This is a genomic window from Iodobacter sp. CM08 (assembly GCF_033446605.1).
GTDB lineage: Bacteria > Pseudomonadota > Gammaproteobacteria > Burkholderiales > Chitinibacteraceae > Iodobacter.
Map to the genome: position 1 here is coordinate 120,632 of NZ_JAWQUO010000006.1, position 19,681 is coordinate 140,312.

Genomic DNA, 19,681 nt, shown 5'->3' on the forward strand with positions numbered 1-19,681 from the left:
AAATAATATTTAATTACGGCGAAGCCACAATCCATTAGCGAATAGTCGGCTTAGCACAACTCACCTCATTCACCCACATCGCTCCTTTGGCCGCACTTAAATCAAAATCAATCTGACAAGTATTATTGGCGGCCACTTTATAGCTTACATTTGGGTGATCGGTATCCACATCAACAGCAAAGGCACCATCTGCAGCGGTGATAGTGCTACCAATATGGTTATGCAGGCGTACGCCCACTTTAGGGATGCCGTTTTCGGTGAGCACGCCAAATACGGTGACTTGGCGGCGTAATCTTGGCTTAAGGGTGGCCACATTCCCAGGGTAGAGCACCAACGCTTTTTCACCATTTTGGATATCATAATTTTCTGGTGATTTAGCACTGCTTTGTACCGATATCGGCGCAGCGCCAAAAGCAGGTAGCGCCACAAATGAGGATGTGCTTTCTAGTGGGCTACTGCGGCCATGCAGGTATAAATCGAGTTGACCACGGGCATCGTCATCAATTTTTACAATCACCCCTGCGTCTGAGCGCTGGCTGGCCCAGCCCATACCATCGCCATTACCTGCCAGACTTCCGCTCACATTACCGCTCATACTTAAACTATCAGCACTGCTGTTTTTACCTACCGTGGCATCCCAGGCAAAGATGCGGTTGGCACCATTGGCGCGCAGGTCTAAATTGGTGCTGCTTTCATTGCTGGCTAAGCTGCGGCTGCGCGAGACCGCGGCCCCCAGATAATCTAGGCCATTGACCGTGGTTGGCGTCCAAGCTCCGTGTATGCCCATGTTTTCTGAATCGATACTGCGCGAGTAATCTACTCCGCCCGAGCCAAAACTAAAGTTCATATTGACCGTGGCATACAAAGATTGCTTGCTACTGCCATCCTCACGGCTTTGCCAAGATTTACCTAAATTAAGCCGCAAATCCACCCATCTATTGCTATAGAGACCTTGGCTCCAATCCAAGCGGGAATCATGGCTACCGCTGATTTGATCGTAACTAAAATTACTGGTAAGGCTGGAGGTTTTTTCCAGCGTCAACGGGCCTTGTAAATCTAGCGTTGCCCCCACGCTGATATAGCGTCGATCAGTGCGATAGCTATCCACAGCATGGCCAGAGCCTGATCGCTCTAGCATCGTCCAAAAACTAGCGGGGCCTAGATTTAGGTTGGCAGAAATATTGCTGGAATAGCTGCGATCAGATGCCAGCCCTAACTGGCCATTAATCGAGCCATAGCTAAAACTTTTTTGAAAGCTAGGCTCAATCACAGTTAAAGAGCCATATGAGTAGAGTGAGGAAGCCAGATCAACCCATGGTGTAGACATGCGCCCGCTTACACCGACCAGATGGGTGAGTCTGCCATCGCCGCTGTCTTGGTAACGGCCTGCAAACATTTGAATCTGCTTATCTTTGCCACCACTGCTCATTTTATAAACGGACTCTTGCTTACTGGAAACAACTTGGCCATTAACCACCACATCTAGCCGTACGGTATAGCTACCCACCGGCAACGGGCGGGTATCTATTTCTTGATTACCAATGGCAAGCTGCTGCACATTCAGCAGCTTGCCATCACGGTAGATGGATACCTGCCCGCTGGCAGGCATAAACACAAAGATGGGCTTTTGGGACAAGCTGGCATCTGATTTTTCTGATTGGCCGTTATTACCGGCCGTTACCCCCACAAACTTACCGCCACGGGTAAAAGAAAGGCTGCCTAAATTATTCATCGCCCATAGGCTTAAATAGCCTGCAGACACGTTAAAACCTTCAAAATCACGGGTTAAACGGGCTTCGTAAATGCTGCCATTTTGCTGCGTACGGGCATCAGCATCCAGATACAAATAGCTGGAGCCAAATGAGGTGGTTGATTGCGCATGCAAATAAGCATCTGCATCTCGCCCATCTGTTTTCATCATCGACATATTGTAGTTAAGCACCGAGCTTAAATGCTGCTCTGTGCTCTCTGGCAGGGTCAAAACTCTAGAGCGAGCAGCGGTATCAAAAGCTTCTTTAGGCAAAGAAGCTATTAATTCGAAAGTCATTACATCAAAACACATGCCTAAATCATCAGCCGCTGGGGCTGCTAAGGCCTGCTCAGCGGGGTTATTTTCTGCAGTAGATGCCATAGCTGCAACCATAGGGCTGTGCTCGCAAGAGCTGGCACGCAGTGGCTTGCCATATTGCGCTTTAAATAAAGCCAGATAATCCAAGCTCAGTTTTGATTTATTCAAAGAAAGTGAATCAAGGGTTAAAAAGCTGCCTGCATAGCGAATTTTTGCCCGCCCAGCTTCCTCTACCCCAGTTGGCGTGCGTAGCAGAAAAGGGATATCTACCCCTTGCTGCAAAAGCGCAAAAAATTCAGGTGGAAAACTTTTTTGATCAACACGAACATCTGCGCTGCCACTGCCTGCTGCTACTTTGGCATGGAGTGGCACGGCTGCATCAGAGGATTTAACAAGGGGTACTGCGGCCGCTGCGTCTTCATCAACGGAGGAGAGTGTCGCTTCATTTACCATCTCGCCACTCGTTACTACCGCGCTTGGGCTAATTGCATAAGCCACACCCATATTAAAATAGCCACAGGCCATTCCAAGCAAGGTGCGCTTGATACTTTTTTCCAGGAAAGAGCCCTGTTTTAATTTAATGACTTTGCTAACAACAAGACTCTTTTTCATTAGAAACCTACATACATTGATGCAATAAAACAAAGCGGATCAATACCTGAATTACTCTGCAGCTATATATTTGTATTTCATTCCACGCCAGAGGCCATAACCTTCAAAAACATCCATTTTTTTTGAGAAATCAACGCTCTCGCCAGGCAATAAAAAATCATCACGGGAACAAGAAGCTAATATGGCATTTTTTTTACCCTCTTCAGAGCACTTTCCAATAGCAAGTGCTTGAATAAAGGTATTACCCGTATTTTTTAAAAGGCCTTTACCATTCACTTCGTATTTAAAATTAATTTTACGCGGGCGCACCACCAATACTGTTCCGATACTAATTTTTTGCTGCGCATCAATACTGGTACTTTCTGTTAAATGAGAGGCCTTACTCATATTTTGTTCAATAAAAAACAACTGGTAATAACGTTCTTTGTCATCGGCCTCCCCTTGGTAATACACTTTTACATTGGCGCTTTTATTTGGCCCCACTAATAATGTTGCGGGAGACACCAATACTTGAGCAGGCGTACTGAGTGGAGCCATGCTTTTAGGGTTATCCACTTCAATCACTTTGGTGGTTACAAACTTAGCAACGCTCTCTTGATTTTTTATTTCTTTTGCTACAAAAAATTGATCATCCTGAATTTCCGTCGTCAAAACACCAACATTAATTGCAGAAGCATTTACATACAAACCACTAAGTAAGCAAGCAATAAACCCACGCGCAATATTCATAATTTCCTCGGTTAAATAACAAAACAAGAAAATTTTTTGCCTTGTTTTGCATTGAAATTAATTATTTAGACCAAGTTGCAACAAAGCTAATTGAAACCACACCAGAGTAACTACCGTCTGGCACCTTCTCTAGATCTTTACCGGCGGCCACTGCCACATTGCCATTCATGCCTTTTAAAATATCAAACTTTATATTCACATTACTTGCCTCGAAATAAGTAATTCCAGTTGGTGTTAAGTTTGGGCCGGCAACAGCTAAATTCATTCCTTCTAGCCCCGCAGCGGCAGCCGTCACTTTTTTATCATCACCTTTTAAAATTTCTACGGGTACAGCCGCTAATTGAATGCCCCCCAAAAAGCCTGAAACTTCTAAAGAACCTACCGAGCCACCAGAAATATGATTTAATTTCTTATCCGACATTGCAGCAGTAATCTTATAGCCGCTTGAACCAGGTTTACCTGCTGCTTGTATCGTTAGCGAACTGCTTGGTGAGCTAAATGCTTTTTGGGATGGATTCCATTTAAAAGCCAAAGCATCAGTGCTCGCAAATACATTTAACTCTACATCTGCTTTTTTAATGGCTTCTGCATTCCATCTCACCGTTGCGGTAGCCGTTGTGTCTGCAGCAAACACAGCATTAGAGGCAAAAAACAAAAAAATAACTATTAATTTTTTTTTAGTGGTTTTCATATCTATTCTCAATAAAAAATTATTTAATTAATAAGACATTGAACAGCCGCAATTGCGGGTGGGTTATAAAAACCCCACCCAGCAAAAATTAAATCAGCGCAATTAAACACTGACTTTTAGCACTTTGTAATTAAGGATAAAAATTCAAAAGCGACATTTTTAAACTATTTAGTTTTACCTGCAGTAAAACTATCTAGCTCAGCTCCTTTATCCACTAACTGCGGTATCAGCCCACTTAGCCACAAAACTCATGCTAACAACTCCTGAATAGGTACCGTCTTCTACTGCATCTAGGTCAATAGAACTATTGCCTTTGCTGGCAGTAAGAATCTTAAATTTCACAGGAATACCTGTCGCCTCATGATATGTCCCTTTAGGTGTAACATTTGGACCCGCCTTAGCCAGATCCATATTATTCAAGCCCGCAATAGACGTTTTCACACCACCCGCATCTCCATTCAAGATATTCACAGGGGTTTTACCAATATCAAGCGCACCCAGCTCTGCTGACACATTCAAAACACCTTTTGCAGCGCCGCCCTCATGCACCAGAGTTACATCTACCAGCTGTGTGGTAATGCTATAAGCAGTAGAACCTGCTCTACCGGCAGCCTGAATAGTTAAATCACTAGTAGGCGTAGTAAAAGCTTTAGTAGATGGGTTCCATTTGAAAGTTAGCGCATCTGTACTTGCAAATACGTTCAGTTCTACGTCAGTTTTTTTTGCAGCCGTACTATTCCATTGAACCTTGGCAGTTGCCATTGAGTCTGCTGCAAATACAGCCGTAGAGGCAAACGCAGCAAGCACGGCACCGATAATTAGTTTTTTAGTATGCTTCATAACAACCTCACCCATATGGGATAATAAATTGACAACGATTTTTTGCGTTTAGATACAACGACTATCGCTCATCGCTGAACAGCGAACGAATAGTATTAACTTACCAATATGCAATAAATGAGAATCTTCTCAAAAATTTCAGCACAAGAAATGGGTGTGACTTATTTCACAAACAAAAAAATCAAAAGACGATCAATTAATTAATTTCAAAATCATCAATATGCATATTTATATTTATTGTATTAATAAAAAAATAAACTATGCTAAAAAATAAAGCCAGTGCGATAGCAAGCAGCTTTTGTGCAGACCGCAAATTATTTATTTTTTACGGAGTATTATTACCAATGAAGACCACAAAAAATATAATATTAAGCTTTATGGCTGCAGCAGCCACTGCGGCGATGGCAAACGAAAATTCTATTCATGGGGAGCAGCTACTAACAAACATCCTTTGGAATAGCCAAGCTATTAAAAATTCTTCTGTAGAACTAGATATATCTTCACAGGAAAAGGTATTAAATTTTGAATGGAAACCTGAAATTAAGTCATTTAAGAACAAGGAAAAAAGCTTAAGCATAGAAACAACAGGTGGAACTGATGCGTATAAAATCACCGCCCAGTTAGTCAGCTCCCAGCTCCTTAATACAGCCTCTACGAGGCAAATATCTGTGATTGCAAAATCAGCGGGCACAGTCCTCAATAGAAACGAACCTATTTTTATAGTTGGGGGGGATAAAATGACAGCAGTAGGCACCCCCACCACAATCCCACCGCGTTTAGCAGTGAGCCGCACTGAAACTAAAAAAATTGCCGTTGATTATTTTATTGATATGCCCAATGATAATACCGCAGTAAAAAACACTAACTCAGCAGAAAGCGATGTGTATACGGGCGTAGTAGAGCTGAGGCTGATTGCTTCATGGAAAAATGATTAAACATACAAAAGCCGCTCATAAATCATGAGCGGCTCAAATAAAAATTTTTACTATTTATGCATTGAATTTATTTCAATTTTGAATTTAGCATAAATAACTCTCTGTCTGATGTGACACCCATTTTTTTAAACGCTGATAATTTTTGTGCGCTAACTGTTTTAATGCTTTTAGAAAATTTATTCGCAATGTCTGTCATCTTCATTCCACTTAAACAGCAGCGAATAACCTCCAGCTCTTTTGATGATAATGCTATATACGGATCAATTACTTCATTATCACTGCCTATATATTTTAACTCTCTATTGAGTTCATTCTTAACTTTCTCTGTTAAGTAAGTACGCCCAAGCGCAACCGTTCTTATTGCATGATTTAGCTGCTCTAGTGGCTGTGTTTTACTAACAACCCCTTTTGCTCCTGCCCGTAGCATCAAAGCGATGCTGCCTGCTAACTCAATCGCCGATACAATCAATATTTTACACTGAGGGTAGCGTGCGTTAATAAACTGAATAAGATTAAGCCCATCCATCTCACCTATTCCAAGACTAAAATCCATAAGAATGACATGAGGGTAATTTTCCGTCAGTGCAGTAAGTAATTGCTCACTTGTTCCGTAACTGCCAAGCAAAGAAAAATCATTATTTTGCAGTATATTAGCCTCTAGCCCTATTCTTACTACATGATGATCATCTAAGATGACCACACTAATTTTATTCGGCATATATGTCAAATCCATAGAATTTAGAGGAATAAAATAAAAACTTAAACATAATCCTATTCTGCATACATACAAAATACGTTCATTTAAATATTATTATAAGTAACATGTTTATTTTAAAAATTAAAGTAAATGTTCCGTCATCAAACTCTTCTCAGTACGCCCCCTAATTAGAGCGGGGAAGACTCCTATATCCCCAAAGTAGTTACAGCGCATTCCATGTGGCCGTATCAGGGCAACGCAAGCCGCGGGGAGTTGCCACCACGATGATTTAGGAATGCTAAAGCGCTACTGAGTTGATTGATAACCTGCAAAAGCACAAAACCCCGCCAATCACTTAGCGGGGTTTTGTGCTTTAAGACGTTAAATTTTATAGCTTTGGCTGAATATCAAATTCAAATTTCCATGTTTTTGCGCTACTTGCTTTGCTTGGATCGGCGTATTTAATCTCAGTGAGATGCATACGGGCAAAGCTGTTTCCTTCTGCTGAGCGAATCATGGTTGCTGCAGTAGGATTGGCCTTTAGCATATGCGCAGCGGCCAGCCCTGCCAGCTTGGCGCTATCCAGCGTGCTGTAATAGTTATACCAACCTGCATCCATAGGCTCAGGATAATTGCCCTTCATCGCAGGGTTGAGTGGCGAGGCATTTTTGTCGCTTAACCACTTGGCTTTTGCAGGTAGTAAATCAGCGGCGGTTAACAGTGCACGGGTTTGCGCTAAGTTATTGGTGTCTGCAAACTTGGCCGTAACCGGCTTGCCATCGGCGGTATAAAAGCCTTCTGGCGTTTTAGCCAATAAAGCAGCCACCGTACCTGCTCCCGATGCACCGCTATTTAGCTTCATGCTGTAGCGGTTAAAGGCCACGTGCCATGTGCCTGCCTCAGTGGACTCTGCGCCTTTGGCTAAATCAAAATAAACCCAAGCTTTAGATGCATCGAATGAAGCAGTCCGCTCATTATTGCTGGCGCGATCTGCCCAGCGGATGCTTGGGTAGCCAGAGGCTGTGCCGCCATTACCACCGTAATATCCTACCACCTGTAAAGCATATTGCTTGGCATCAGCCTTGCTTGCATCATCAGAAATCAAAAACACTTTAAAATTTGGCGAAAGCTTATGATCCCCTGCTAAATCATACTCAAAGGCTGCAGATTTAATGGCATTTGTGCCGGTAAATACGCCATCTGCGTAATCTTTTAAGTAGGAGCTAACATCCAGCGCACCGCTCACTGGGTCTTTCATACCATCTTGCCATTTCTTTAAATCTGCCCAAGTACTATCAAACGGGCTGCCTAATGCGCCGCCCTTAGCTGCACCACTGGTACCGCTATTGGTGAAAAATCCGGTACTGCGACCATCATCCTTCACCTTTAAATCCCAAGCATCACCTTTACAATCTGCAGCGGCTTGCGCATCAATATCGTAACAAAGCTCGCCCAGTTTAGGATCTACGCTCGCCTCCCACACCGCCGTTTTGCTAAAGCCTGCTGTTGGCACAGGTGTAGGTGTGGGGGTAGGAGCTGGCGGTGCAACTACGGCCTCACCACTATCGCTACCTCCACACGCACTTAAACCCACGGTCATGGCCAGTAAAGTTGCGGTTAATATTGGTTTCATTGTTCTAACTCCCTTATTAATTGCCCCAGGCAAACGCTGTGCCCAGATAAATAAAACGCCCTGAAATTGGCCCAAAATCATTTTGATTGCTAAAATCACGCTGCACATTGCTTACATTATCAATACCGATATAGGCTTTGATATTTTTGTTTATTTGCTGATTAAATTTAATATCCGCCGTCGTCCAAGCTGCCGAATAATGCTCACTACTGATTAATTCTTCACTTTGATAGCGGCTACGCAGAGTGAATTCGCTACCCTCTACTATTTTCCAATCAAAACCCAACCTTGCCATATGCGCAGGCCGGCGCGTTAGCTCACCGCCACCATTTAAATCTTTGCTCTGATTCCAGGTATAGGAGGCATTAATATTAAAAGGTTTAAAGATGCGCCAATCCAGCGTTGTTTCTAGGCCACGGGTTTCTGTGCGGGCAATATTTTTATAGGTATATTGAGCGATGCCATTATTTTGAACAGCATTCACTTCATCAACCTGAATTAAATCTTTGACCTGATTTAAGTACGCATTAACATCTAATGAAAACTGTTTGGATAAAGCAATATTAGCGCCTAATTGCCAGCTATTTGACGATTCTGGTTTTAAATTTGGATTACCCAGCACCATATAGCCCAGTGAACTATGGTCAAATAAGAAATGCCTTTCTTTTAAATTAGGCACCCGATAGCCTTGGCCCACGCTACTGCGCACCACGGCTTTCCAATCACCGCTTTCCCAAATATCGCCGCGCAAGGCAATTTTGGGTGCGGCATGCGCACCAAAATCAGAATCATCTTGCCAGCGCAAACCCAGCACCACCTCCCAGTTATCCCCGATAAAAATATCATTCTGGGCAAATAGCTCGCGGCTTTCTTTGCTAACGCGTTTATCGCCATAAAACTCAGAAACACCATTTACGCTCTGGCTTACCCGCTCTTTTCGCCAATCCACGCCCAACTGCCACAACTGGCCATACCAAGCAGGCAAATCGACCTGAGCGCTTAAGTGATTAAGCTGCTGATTAAAATCGCGCTGCGATACGCGGAAATTCTGCGAGTATTCCTGCCCCAAGCTTTGATATTGCTCATCCAGCAATTGCAGCTGCACGCGCGTTCCGTTATCAAAGCGGCTTTTTGCGCCCAGCACAAAGCGATCACGGCTGATCGTCTCGGTTTTTTCTTGCGGGATCTGTTTCGGTGGCACGTACTGCTGATAGCGCTGAACATCGTCTTCCAGATAACGGCTGGCCTCGAACCATACTTCACTATTGGCTTGCGGCAGCCAGCTGAGTTTTGAACCAAATTGCTGGCGCTTTGAAGCATCGCCCTGCCTAGACCAATCCTGCGGTTTTACTGCAAACCCAGCATCATCAAGGGTGTCGCCACTGACACGTAAGCGCCATTGCTCATTCCCGCCCTCTAGCCTGAACTGCCCGTGTTTTGTGCCCGCATCCCAAGCCTTGCCCGAATCATTTTGGCCACCATAGCTACCCACATCCACGGCTACGCTACCGGAAAAGCCCGCTTGCACACGGCGGGTAATCACGTTAATCACTCCGCCCATCGCCGAGCTACCGTATTGCGCCGATGCCGCGCCTTTAATCACCTCGATATGATCCACTTCGGATAATAGGTACTGGCTCAAATTCACCGTAGAACCCGTGCTAGCCGCAATCGGCAAGCCATCAATCAGCACCAGCACCTGATCGCTACTTAGGCCCTGTAAAGACAGCTCGTAGCCAGATTTACCGTGAACTTCTCTAAGCTGCAGGCCGGGGATATTTTCAATCGCATCTTTTAGAGTGCGAGCGTGAGTTTTTTCGATCTCCTCACGACTGATGACTTCGGTGCGAACCGGCGTATCTTCTACTCGCCTTTCAGTGCGCGTGGCGGTGACCACCACGGCATCTAGCGTGACATCGGCCATCGCCGTTGACGCTATCATCAACAGAGGGAAGCCGAGTTGTAAGCTTTTTTTAAGCGACGTTTGAGTACGGGAAGTAGAAAGCTTAGGATCAGTCACGGAATCAGCTACATTCGAATAATTAATGATAACAATTATCATCTTCATTCGTATTTAGTGTCAATGCCATTCACTTAATATAATCCTCTGCGCCTACTCTCTCTTCATAACAGCCGCCGCACTGGCTTGAACAAGCAAGGTCAAATATTGCGACATGGCACGAGTACCATGAGCTATTTTTAACTTTCGTTCCGCCCCAAAAATGGGCTAAACCCTCTGCGTGCAAGGGATTTTCCTCGCTCAGCGATGGGGCTGAGCCGGAAAATGGCCATTCACTGCGTTATGCTCCTCGACAATCGCAGTCAATTACACTTTACATGCCTTGTGCCTAGCCATTTTCCGGCTCAGCACAATTGTGAATAAAACGTCAACAGACCCTAGTCCACTCAAATGACCAAGGAACAATAGATGAACTCACGTCGCCACTTTTTAAAGCAGAGCTTAATCGGCTCAAGCGCCTTAATTCTTGCCACCACTCACCCAATCGGCAGCATGGCGCTTGCCGCACCCAATGATAACGCTTGGCGAATGCCCGACGAAGGCGAGCAACACGCCGCCACTTGGATGGCCTTTGGCCCCAGCGAAGAGATCTGGGGCAAGCGCTTACAAGCGGGGGCGCAAGAAAATTTAGCCCGCATCGCACTCACCATTGCGGCTTTTGAACCGGTAAAAATGCTGGTTAGAGAGGCTGATTACGATAGCGCTGAGCGCCTATGCGGCTCCAAAATTGAGCTTATTGTTCAGCCTATTGATGACTTATGGGTGAGGGATACCGGCGCGGTATTTGTTAAAAACAGCCAAGGGAAAACCGCAGCGGTTGATTTTAATTTTAATGGCTGGGGCAATAAACAAGCGCACGCACAAGATAGGCAAGTGGCCCGTTTTATCTGTACCCACACCAAAACTCTAAGACTAGAGACCCAACTTGTGCTTGAAGGCGGTGGCATTGAGGTGGATGGCCAAGGCACGGGCATCATCACTGAAAGCTGCGTGCTGAACGCCAACCGCAACGCAAAACTCAGCAAAGCCCAATGTGAAACCGAGCTAAAGCGCCTGCTCGGTCTAAAGAAAATTATTTGGTTGCCTGGCATCAAGGGCAAGGATATTACCGATGGGCATACTGATTTTTACGCACGCTTTACCAGCCCTGGCGTGGTGGTCGCGGGCTTTGATGCTGATCCCACCTCCTATGACCATGCCGTGACACAGCGCCATTTAGACATCCTGCGTAAAGCCACTGACGCTATGGGGCGCAAACTTAAAGTGGTGGTTTTAGAAGGCCCATCATCCGTGCGTAAGCAGTATGAAAACAAAGAATTTGCCGCAGGCTATATCAACTTTTATGCGTGCAATGGCGCCATCATCGCTCCTGAGTTCGGCGATAATAAGGCAGATCGCAATACCAAAGATACGCTGCAAGATCTGTTCCCTGAACGAGAAATCGTGATGCTAAATATTGATGCCATTGCCGCAGGAGGGGGTGGCATTCATTGCACTACGCAGCAGCAAATTGCCTAACACTAATGCTTGGTATTCACTCGTTTTTAACTTGCTGCGCTTGCAATTTGGGCCATTGCCAGCGCAGCCATACACGCCATTGACGCAAATTTTCCGCCACCGCGCTATCGGGCCAAAGCAGCAAATGGATGCGCTGTGCATCACATTGCAAATGCAACACCATCAGTGCACCCAATACTCGGCTAGAAGGCAGTAATTGCGCGTCTAGCGTCTGCCCATCTGCAAGCGTCAGCCTAAGCGCGCCATCCGTAAGGGCTTGTAAACTTACCACTAACAGGCGCCGCCGCTTTAGGCTACAGAACAAAGAAAAGGCCACCACCAGCGTGATGGCCCAAAGCCAAGGCGAAAATAAACAGGCAAGCGCCGCACCGCTATGGCTTAGATAAAGCCAGCGCTTTTCCCAGCGGGAGGGGAAAAGCACAAGCGGCGCAGGGCTCATTCGCTGACTTGAATACTGCCAGATACATTCACGGTTAAGCGGCTTTCACCCGATTCAATCGGGGCATTGCCTGCATCAGCAGACTCCACCATGCTGCTTTTCATCATCATCACTGGCTGTGGGCGATAGCCACCGGCGCTGTTGACGTTCACATTAATCATTTTCCAACTTTTAGCTGAAAAGCCTTTTTGAATTAAATTGGCTCTTTGTTTAAAGGCTTGTACGCCTTCTTCAATCAAAGCTTCCTCCGCCTTGGCACGTGCGCCATCGGATACGCTATAGCCAACATTAGCCAGCTGTACGGGCAAGCCACCGGCAACGGGCTGCTGCAACTGGGCTAATAATTTAGATAGCACAGCAAAATCACTGGATGAAATGCGTAATTCACCACGGCTACGCCAGCCTTCTTGCTTATTGGTTTTGCCGTACAAAGGGTAAGTTGCAAAGCTGGTTCCACGATTTTGCACTTCTGACTTTTGCTTCACTTGTTTAACAGCGGCAGCGAGCGTTTGATTAATTTTGTCACTTAAGCGGGCAGGATCAGTATCGCTTAGCTCAACAAACAGCACTGCACTGGCTAAATCATTCGCCACTTCACGCGTAGCGCTGGCTTCTAGATTAACCACATTAAACATGGGTGCTTCGGCCGCGGCGGCAGTTGTGGCCAGTGACGTTAAAATGAATGCTGAAAGTAGGTTCTTCATCAGAGACTCCCTGTTGTTGCTTACAAAAAAGCAAAGAAATTACGTCGTTCGTTAAATATTAATGCAAAATAAAAGGGCCATAATTCGCCCTTTTATCCTTAAACCCAAGTACTTCTTGTAATAAAAAACCCGAATAGTTTAATGATAGCCATGATCTGTTGGAGTATTATGGATATCTTCTGCCACAGCATCCATTACGCCAAGATGAACCTCAACGTCAAACCATTCCCAGAAAGTCTTAAGGTTACGTTTTTCTGGCCAATGCTGTTCTTCGGCAACCCAAGATGACAATTCCATTTCAAATAATTTTTCTGCGATTTCATCAATAAACGCAATGCCATCTTCAGTTTCATTTGCTTCAGGAATCAAGATGGAGGTGCAATCACAACGGACCTCATCCAACGTCAGCTGGATATCATTTCCAGGTAACTTATTGAGCCAATCGAGAAAAGGTTGCCGTGGCTTAATGATAGCAACCGAGCGATCGACGATAAACATGCGGAACTCCTAGGTTTGTTAATATGTCTCTACCGCTATGCGGCAATTATTCGCAAGATTAGCACGCTGAGTGCTACGCTGTGTTTTCAACGGCATTTTTCCCACCCTCTTTGATAAGCATCATGAATCCAACCACTGATACTCGTACACGTAAGAAAACCAGCTGGCGTGCCGCCATGGTCACCAATCCAAGCGTACCGCCAATCTATGGTGTAACCGTAGAAGTAGCAGAAAACAGTTTGATTATTTTGGCCGACAAAGAAGTAAAAACGGGTACGTCTTGCCATATCTATCTTGACATTCCAAACACAAAATCAACACAAAAAAATTACATTGATTTTACAGGGAATGTAAATAGCTCGGCACTTATTGGTCAAATCAATATGTTTCGCCATCTCATTCAAGTAAAAGAGATCAGTAACGTGCAGCGCGATAACTTAATCAAAGCGCTCAAAGCTATTTGATTCTTTCACGTAGCAACAACGCTTGCGCACGATCCATCCTCCGCAACACCCATTCTGTTACTAAAGAATGGAGAGCAAATTGTAGGGTGGGCCAAGGTGGCTGCCTTGCCCACCCTACAAGAGCTTAAATCGATAGGATTGCCCACAATACCCACGAATAAGCCCACTAAGCGCCCCATTAAATGAGACGCTTCGTGCTATTTATGACGGCTTAGTTCTAGTCCTCGGCTTTTTCACCATCACATCCATACCCTCAGGTGTAAGCACTTTCACCACCGCAGCAGCAGGCTTGGCCACGCGTGGCTTTGCAACTCTAGGCTTAGTTGCTGGCTTAGCAGCAGCTTGGGCATCAGGTTTTATGGCTGGTTTTGTTACAGGCTTTGTTGCAGGTTTTGCTGCTGATTTGGCTACAGGCTTAGTTGCCACAGGTTTGGCTGCGGCAAGTGGAGCAGTTTCCACAGCAGTGCTTGTACCAGCAGGCAGCGGTGCTTTTGCTACCTTACGTACCGCCACTTTTTTTACCACATCCAGCACGGGTGTTGGTGCGGCACTCTTCACTTGCTTAACAATTGCAGTGCGTTTTCTGCTGTTGGTGGGTTTTGGTTTTGTTGTAGGGGCAGCAGCCTGCACCTCTTTTATAGCCAGCTCAGGAGCACGTGGCGGTTTACTACGCCCACGCGAAGCGGCGGGCTTAGGCGGCGCATTACGACGCCCCGTTGACACTTCTGCAGGCTGATCGCCCCACTTCGGTTTGTCTTCTACCAGCATAAAATCAATTTTGCTGGTTTCTAAGGAAACACGTGCCACCTTGATTTTAACGCGGCCTGTTATGCGATAAACCTGACCTGTGCGCTCGCCTTTCAGCTCTTTACGCACCTCATCAAAATGGAAGTAATCCGTGCCTAGCTCAGAAATATGCACCAGCCCTTCTACAAACACCTGATCTAGCAGCACAAAGATGCCAAAACCGGTAACGGCAGAAATAACGCCTTCAAACTCTTCGCCCACTTTATCTTGCATGTAATAGCACTTCAGCCAGTTCTGTACATCACGGCTGGCGTCATCCGCACGGCGCTCGGTCATTGAGCACTGGGTACCTAAAGCTTCCCACTTCATGGCTGGCGTATATTTCTGCCCAGCCAAGATGGCTTTAATGGCGCGGTGCACCAGCAAATCTGGGTAACGACGGATTGGCGAAGTAAAGTGAGTGTAAGCCTCGTAAGACAAACCAAAGTGGCCTTTATTGCCTGGGCTATACACCGCTTGCGAAAGCGATCTAAGCAACATAGTTTGCAAGAGCGGCGCGTCATCTCTTAACTTGATTTGCTCTAACAATACTGCGTAATCACCTGCCGTTGGCTCATCACCGCCTTCCAAAGTTAAGCCCACACTTTTTAGATAAGTGCGCAGGTTTTCCATTTTTTCTGGCGTTGGGCCTTCGTGCACACGATAAACGCATTCGTGCTCTTTGGTGATCAAAATATCTGCAGCACACACATTGGCAGCCAACATGCATTCTTCGATCAGCTTATGCGCGTCGTTGCGGATAACCGGCACAATTTCTTTAATTTTGCCGTTCTCATCAAAACGCATTTCAGTTTCAATCGTTTCAAAATCAATCGCACCGCGCACCGCCCGCGCTGCCGAAAAAGCCTTAAATAAGGCGTAGAGTGTATCTATCTGCGGCAACACATGCTGATATTGCTGAGCGATCTCGCCATCAGGATGCTGCACCATATCCCATACCTTGGCATAGGTTAGCCGCGCTTTAGAATGCATCACTGCTGGATAAAAGCGGTATTTCTTAATCGCGCCTTTGGCTGAGACTTGCATATCGCAAACCATACAAAGCCGCTCTACCTCAGGCATCAGCGAGCAAATGCCGTTAGACAGCGCCTCGGGCAGCATAGGAATCACGCGGCGCGGGAAATACACCGAGTTACCGCGCTCAATCGCGCCCACATCCAGCGCGTCGCCTGGTAATACGTAGTGGCTCACATCCGCAATCGCCACGATCAGCCGCCAGCCCTTGCCTTTTTTCTCTGCATAAACGGCATCATCAAAGTCTTTAGCCGTTTCGCCATCGATGGTTACCAGCGGCAAATCGCGCAGATCTTCACGCTCAACCGTGCCGAGTACGTTTTTCCAATCTTTTTTACGCACCTTAGTCGGCGTGTCTTCCCCTTGAGCTAGCGCTTCAGCGGAAAACTCGTGTGGCAGATTATGTTTACGCAGCGCAATTTCAATCTCCATCCCCGGATCGGCATAATTACCCAGCACCTGTACCACACGGCCCACGGGTGGTGAATAACGCGATGGCTGTGTAACCAGCTCCACCATCACCACCTGCCCAGACTCCGCACCCATGCTGCCATTAGGCTCCAGCACAATTTCATGGCTGATGCGTTTGTCTTCAGCCGTCACCGTAAATACACCGTGATCGCTATGTAAACGACCAACTAATTTAGTCGTGCTGCGCACCAGCACTTCAACAATACTGCCTTCACGGCGGCCACGGCGATCCAAGCCCATTGGGCGTATTAATACGCGATCGCCATGTAAAACTTTGGCCATTTCTTTTGGGCCAAGATAAAGATCACTGCTGCCATCATCTGGCACCATAAAGCCAAAACCATCGGCGTGGCCTTGTACACGACCTTGCAATAAATCCAGTTTATCAGGCAGGCATAAAGCGCCTTTACGATTAATCATTACCTGGCCTTCGCGCTCCATCGCGGCCATGCGGCGATGAAACTGCGTTTCTTCCTCAGGCAAAATGGCCAACATGCTCATTAATTCATTCACAAAAATCGGCGCGCCGTGCTCGGTTAGCACTTGCAGTACAAATTCTCGGGAAGGGAGGGGAAATTCATAGCGCTCGCGCTCGCGCTCAAGAAATGGATCGGACGCGCGTATGCCTTTGATTTTTTTAGAACGGCCGCTCATTTGCTGGGTCTCCTGATTTGGAATAGTGGAAATTCTTAAAGATTTCTTCAGTATATTTCTTGACATAGTGTCTGCTTTTAACAATAATCGCCTCCTCTTAAGTGAGGCGCAGCAACATTCTAGCGCTTTATAGAGCGCCCAGGTGGCGGAATTGGTAGACGCGCATGGTTCAGGTCCATGTGCCTTAGGGTGTGGAGGTTCGAGTCCTCTCCTGGGCACCACGTTTTATAAAATTCACTTAAGACACAATAAACCAGCGCTGCAGATAAACAGCTGGTGATTAAGTTATAAAATACAATAGCAATGCCCAGATGGCGGAATTGGTAGACGCGCATGGTTCAGGTCCATGTGCCTTAGGGTGTGGAGGTTCGAGTCCTCTTTTGGGCACCAAATATAAATGCAGACGAAGCTTAATTTAAGATTTAGCTGCATTACGGAAGAGAAAGTTAAAGTCCTCTTTTAGGCAGCAAATGTAAATGTAGGCGAAGCTTAATTTAAGATTTAGCTGCATTACGGAAGAAAAAGTTAGAGCCTTCTTTTGGGCAGCAAATGTAAATGTAGGCGAAGCTTAATTTAAGATTCAGCTGCATTACGGAAGAGAAAGTTAAAGTCCTCTTCTAGCAGCAAAAATATAATAACGTAGCCTGTGGTTGAGCGAAGCGAAGCCCAGGAAATGAACGAAGTTCATTAAAACGCAATTAAAACACAGCAAAGATTAAGTATTGCCCAGATGGCGGAATTGGTAGACGCGCATGGTTCAGGTCCATGTGCCTTAGGGTGTGGAGGTTCGAGTCCTCTTCTGGGCACCAAATATAGATGTACCATGTAATTGATTTAACGAAAGATTTACGGCTTTTGTACTGCCCAGATGGCGGAATTGGTAGACGCGCATGGTTCAGGTCCATGTGCCTTAGGGTGTGGAGGTTCGAGTCCTCTTCTGGGCACCAAATACAAACGTAGACGAAGCTAATTTAATATTTAAATAGCAACATCCATGGCAGCAAATGCCTTATAAATTTGCAGTAAGCGCCCAGCCTAAGCTGGGTTTTTTTACGCCTATTGCAATACCCACCACTGCAATATTCCCAGCAAAACACCAGTTAGCCCTTTAAAATCAGCATTTACAGCAAATAACACCCGCCTACCGCATAATTGGTTAATATTTACGACATATGTCATCCAATTATAGCGCATACCCATGACTGACCTAATCAGCAATTCTAAAGTGCTTATCGCTGATGACGCACCCACAATTCGTCAATCATTGCGCATGACGCTCGCCCAAATTGGCATTAATCGTGTTGATACCGCCAGCAGCGTTGGCGAAACACGCCGCCGCCTGCGCAATGCAGAATACGATGTTATTTTATGCGATTATGATTTTGGCGAAGGAATGAATGGCCAAGAATTACTAGAAGAAATACGCAGAAGTGGCGAGCTCCCGCTTAGCTCAGTATGGTTTATGATTACGGCCGAAGCATCCTACGAGAAAGTAGTAGCGGTTGCAGAAGTTGGCCCCGATGATTACCTTATTAAGCCCTTTACCGGCCACCAACTCATTACTCGCCTTCAAGTTGCTTGGAAGAAAAAAAAGGCGCTCCAGCCTATTTTCACCTGTATTGAGCAAGACAATCCATTAGGCGCCATCGAAGCCGCACGCCTATTACTTGCCCAACCCGATATCCCTTATAAATCTGATTTATTGCGTCTTCTTTCCACCCTACTTATCGAAAGTAATCAACTTGATGAAGCCCGTATTTTATTTGAAGAAATCCTTTCCACCCGTTTAATTCCCTGGGCAAAGCTAGGATTAGCCAAGGTATATAACAAACAAGGCAATAAAACCAAAGCAGATCAGCTATTACAATCCTCCATCATTGAAAACAGCCAATACGTGGACGCCTACGAAGAATTAGCTAATATGTATATGAATGATGGGCGGTTAGATGAAGCCATGGTGGTATTTGATAAATGCCTAGCCATTACCCCAAACAATATCAGCCGTCTACAAAAAGCCGGCAATCTAGCCAATATGCTGGGCGATAGTGGCAAGGCCAAACTATTACTTAGCCGCGCCGTCAATTGTGGTGGCAATTCATCCGCTCTTTCTGCGAATACTATTTTGCAACTCGCCATCGCCGCAAAAATTGAAGACGATCTTGGTGACGCAGAAAAATACCTACGCATGGTGCAAGAACGCGTGCGCAAAGATGACACGGCCGAAAATAGAATTTCAGCTCACCTTGCTAGCGCTATTTTTAGCGGAAAAACAGAAGACCTCAGCAAAATAGAAACCAGCATGACCGGGGATGATTTTAATATGGAATTGGCCATCAGCTTTATTATGACTGCCCATTTAATTTGCCCTCCTAGCAATGAAAACGAAACCCCCAATAACAGCAATCCTCCCTATCGCTGGCTCGCTATTATCGCCAAACGATTTGTGACCACTAAAAACATCTCAGGCATATTGGAAAGCACCGCGAATAAAAGGGGTATTTGGCGGCAATTTATCCAACAAACAGGACAAGAAATCACCGATATTAATAATACCGGCGTGCAGCTTATGCTTAAATCTAAGCTAGAAGAAGCCGTCACGCTCTTAGTGCCAGTAGCACAAAGCACCCGAAACTCTAGGCTCACACTCTCCGCAGCACATGCCAGCATTAAATATTTAAAAACAGGTCTTGCTGACAAAGACACTCGTACATCATTACTTAAAACTGCGAGTGATCTGATCTACCGCTTGCAAGGGCATATAGAAGACAGTATTTTACTGAGCCTGCAGGCCGATTTAGACGACTTACTTAGCAGCAAACCAAGCACACCTCAAGAAAACAACAATTCCGCCACACGATAAGCCCATTATAAAGTATGGACTTGTTTA

Annotated in this window: 15 protein-coding genes and 4 tRNA genes; 8 read left to right on the plus strand and 11 right to left on the minus strand. The window is 45.7% G+C overall.

Going from position 1 to position 19,681, the window contains the following annotated elements:
* Window positions 1-34 precede the first annotated feature (34 nt).
* The 4 genes from R6242_RS04940 to R6242_RS04955 form a co-directional block, all read right to left on the minus strand.
* Window positions 35-2,680 carry a TcfC E-set like domain-containing protein gene (locus tag R6242_RS04940; protein WP_318424497.1) on the minus strand — a complete coding sequence of 882 codons (2,646 nt, stop codon included), beginning with the start codon at window positions 2,678-2,680 and terminating at the stop codon, window positions 35-37.
* 51 nt (window positions 2,681-2,731) lie between these two features.
* Window positions 2,732-3,409: a hypothetical protein gene (locus R6242_RS04945; RefSeq protein ID WP_318424500.1), complete on the minus strand. Its 678-nt coding sequence runs from the start codon at window positions 3,407-3,409 to the stop codon at window positions 2,732-2,734.
* A gap of 61 nt (window positions 3,410-3,470) precedes the next feature.
* Entirely contained in the window at window positions 3,471-4,100 is a 630-nt protein-coding gene (locus tag R6242_RS04950) for a common pilus major fimbrillin subunit EcpA (RefSeq protein ID WP_318424503.1), read from the minus strand.
* Window positions 4,101-4,307: 207 nt separating this feature from the next.
* On the minus strand, window positions 4,308-4,940 hold the full coding sequence (locus R6242_RS04955) for a common pilus major fimbrillin subunit EcpA (RefSeq protein WP_318424505.1): 633 nt from the start codon (window positions 4,938-4,940) through the stop codon (window positions 4,308-4,310).
* Between the two features lie 260 nt (window positions 4,941-5,200).
* On the opposite strand from R6242_RS04955, the gene R6242_RS04960 reads away from it, so the two are divergent.
* A complete protein-coding gene (locus R6242_RS04960) occupies window positions 5,201-5,875 on the plus strand; it encodes a hypothetical protein (protein ID WP_318424509.1) in 675 nt (224 codons plus the stop codon).
* A 67-nt stretch (window positions 5,876-5,942) separates the two neighbouring features.
* Here R6242_RS04960 and R6242_RS04965 read toward each other — a convergent pair whose 3' ends face one another.
* The 3 genes from R6242_RS04965 to R6242_RS04975 all read right to left on the minus strand — a co-directional run bounded on the left by R6242_RS04965 (window position 5,943) and on the right by R6242_RS04975 (window position 10,267).
* The gene (locus tag R6242_RS04965) at window positions 5,943-6,593 is read right to left on the minus strand and encodes a response regulator transcription factor (protein WP_293934648.1); all 651 of its coding nucleotides are present in this window, start codon (window positions 6,591-6,593) and stop codon (window positions 5,943-5,945) included.
* 367 nt (window positions 6,594-6,960) lie between these two features.
* The gene (locus tag R6242_RS04970; protein ID WP_318424510.1) at window positions 6,961-8,205 is read right to left on the minus strand and encodes an HmuY family protein; all 1,245 of its coding nucleotides are present in this window, start codon (window positions 8,203-8,205) and stop codon (window positions 6,961-6,963) included.
* A gap of 16 nt (window positions 8,206-8,221) precedes the next feature.
* Window positions 8,222-10,267: a TonB-dependent receptor plug domain-containing protein gene (locus R6242_RS04975; RefSeq protein WP_318424513.1), complete on the minus strand. Its 2,046-nt coding sequence runs from the start codon at window positions 10,265-10,267 to the stop codon at window positions 8,222-8,224.
* Between the two features lie 366 nt (window positions 10,268-10,633).
* Between R6242_RS04975 and R6242_RS04980 the strand changes: the two genes are divergently transcribed.
* Complete coding sequence (locus R6242_RS04980) at window positions 10,634-11,743, plus strand: agmatine deiminase family protein (protein WP_318424515.1); 1,110 nt, start codon at window positions 10,634-10,636, stop codon at window positions 11,741-11,743.
* 16 nt (window positions 11,744-11,759) lie between these two features.
* Here the strand turns inward: R6242_RS04980 and R6242_RS04985 are convergent, their stop codons facing one another.
* From R6242_RS04985 to R6242_RS04995, 3 genes are all read right to left on the minus strand, one after another.
* Window positions 11,760-12,182 carry a protein YgfX gene (locus R6242_RS04985; RefSeq protein WP_318424518.1) on the minus strand — a complete coding sequence of 141 codons (423 nt, stop codon included), beginning with the start codon at window positions 12,180-12,182 and terminating at the stop codon, window positions 11,760-11,762.
* On the minus strand, window positions 12,179-12,886 hold the full coding sequence (locus tag R6242_RS04990) for an SIMPL domain-containing protein (RefSeq protein ID WP_318424520.1): 708 nt from the start codon (window positions 12,884-12,886) through the stop codon (window positions 12,179-12,181). Before R6242_RS04990 ends, R6242_RS04985 begins: the two co-directional genes overlap by 4 nt.
* 138 nt (window positions 12,887-13,024) lie before the next feature.
* On the minus strand, window positions 13,025-13,384 hold the full coding sequence (locus tag R6242_RS04995) for a hypothetical protein (RefSeq protein ID WP_293934637.1): 360 nt from the start codon (window positions 13,382-13,384) through the stop codon (window positions 13,025-13,027).
* A 122-nt stretch (window positions 13,385-13,506) separates the two neighbouring features.
* On the opposite strand from R6242_RS04995, the gene R6242_RS05000 reads away from it, so the two are divergent.
* Window positions 13,507-13,848 carry a hypothetical protein gene (locus R6242_RS05000; protein WP_293934635.1) on the plus strand — a complete coding sequence of 114 codons (342 nt, stop codon included), beginning with the start codon at window positions 13,507-13,509 and terminating at the stop codon, window positions 13,846-13,848.
* A 201-nt stretch (window positions 13,849-14,049) separates the two neighbouring features.
* On the opposite strand, the gene rnr is transcribed toward R6242_RS05000, so the two are convergent.
* Window positions 14,050-16,794 carry a ribonuclease R gene (gene rnr / locus R6242_RS05005; protein WP_318424524.1) on the minus strand — a complete coding sequence of 915 codons (2,745 nt, stop codon included), beginning with the start codon at window positions 16,792-16,794 and terminating at the stop codon, window positions 14,050-14,052.
* Between the two features lie 136 nt (window positions 16,795-16,930).
* Between rnr and R6242_RS05010 the strand changes: the two genes are divergently transcribed.
* The 5 genes from R6242_RS05010 to R6242_RS05030 all read left to right on the plus strand — a co-directional run bounded on the left by R6242_RS05010 (window position 16,931) and on the right by R6242_RS05030 (window position 19,654).
* Window positions 16,931-17,015: transfer RNA gene (locus R6242_RS05010), tRNA-Leu, on the plus strand.
* 84 nt (window positions 17,016-17,099) lie between these two features.
* Window positions 17,100-17,184 (plus strand) — tRNA-Leu (locus R6242_RS05015).
* A 334-nt stretch (window positions 17,185-17,518) separates the two neighbouring features.
* Window positions 17,519-17,603: transfer RNA gene (locus tag R6242_RS05020), tRNA-Leu, on the plus strand.
* A gap of 53 nt (window positions 17,604-17,656) precedes the next feature.
* A tRNA-Leu gene (locus R6242_RS05025) sits at window positions 17,657-17,741 on the plus strand.
* 251 nt (window positions 17,742-17,992) lie between these two features.
* Window positions 17,993-19,654, plus strand: a complete 1,662-nt coding sequence (locus R6242_RS05030; RefSeq protein WP_318424526.1) for a response regulator — start codon at window positions 17,993-17,995, stop codon at window positions 19,652-19,654.
* Window positions 19,655-19,681: the final 27 nt, after the last annotated feature.

Bases quoted from the DNA above. Each gene is read 5' to 3' on its own strand.
- R6242_RS04945 (WP_318424500.1), bottom strand. From the start codon at position 3,409: ATGAATATTGCGCGTGGGTTTATTGCTTGCTTACTTAGTGGTTTGTAT.
- R6242_RS04950 (WP_318424503.1), bottom strand. From the start codon at position 4,100: ATGAAAACCACTAAAAAAAAATTAATAGTTATTTTTTTGTTTTTTGCC.
- R6242_RS04965 (WP_293934648.1), bottom strand. From the start codon at position 6,593: ATGCCGAATAAAATTAGTGTGGTCATCTTAGATGATCATCATGTAGTA.
- R6242_RS05030 (WP_318424526.1), top strand. From the start codon at position 17,993: ATGACTGACCTAATCAGCAATTCTAAAGTGCTTATCGCTGATGACGCA.
- R6242_RS04960 (WP_318424509.1), top strand. From the start codon at position 5,201: ATGCTAAAAAATAAAGCCAGTGCGATAGCAAGCAGCTTTTGTGCAGAC.
- R6242_RS04985 (WP_318424518.1), bottom strand. From the start codon at position 12,182: ATGAGCCCTGCGCCGCTTGTGCTTTTCCCCTCCCGCTGGGAAAAGCGC.
- rnr (WP_318424524.1), bottom strand. From the start codon at position 16,794: ATGAGCGGCCGTTCTAAAAAAATCAAAGGCATACGCGCGTCCGATCCA.
- R6242_RS04995 (WP_293934637.1), bottom strand. From the start codon at position 13,384: ATGTTTATCGTCGATCGCTCGGTTGCTATCATTAAGCCACGGCAACCT.
- R6242_RS04955 (WP_318424505.1), bottom strand. From the start codon at position 4,940: ATGAAGCATACTAAAAAACTAATTATCGGTGCCGTGCTTGCTGCGTTT.
- R6242_RS04980 (WP_318424515.1), top strand. From the start codon at position 10,634: ATGAACTCACGTCGCCACTTTTTAAAGCAGAGCTTAATCGGCTCAAGC.
- R6242_RS04990 (WP_318424520.1), bottom strand. From the start codon at position 12,886: ATGAAGAACCTACTTTCAGCATTCATTTTAACGTCACTGGCCACAACT.
- R6242_RS04970 (WP_318424510.1), bottom strand. From the start codon at position 8,205: ATGAAACCAATATTAACCGCAACTTTACTGGCCATGACCGTGGGTTTA.
- R6242_RS04975 (WP_318424513.1), bottom strand. From the start codon at position 10,267: ATGATAATTGTTATCATTAATTATTCGAATGTAGCTGATTCCGTGACT.
- R6242_RS04940 (WP_318424497.1), bottom strand. From the start codon at position 2,680: ATGAAAAAGAGTCTTGTTGTTAGCAAAGTCATTAAATTAAAACAGGGC.
- R6242_RS05000 (WP_293934635.1), top strand. From the start codon at position 13,507: ATGAATCCAACCACTGATACTCGTACACGTAAGAAAACCAGCTGGCGT.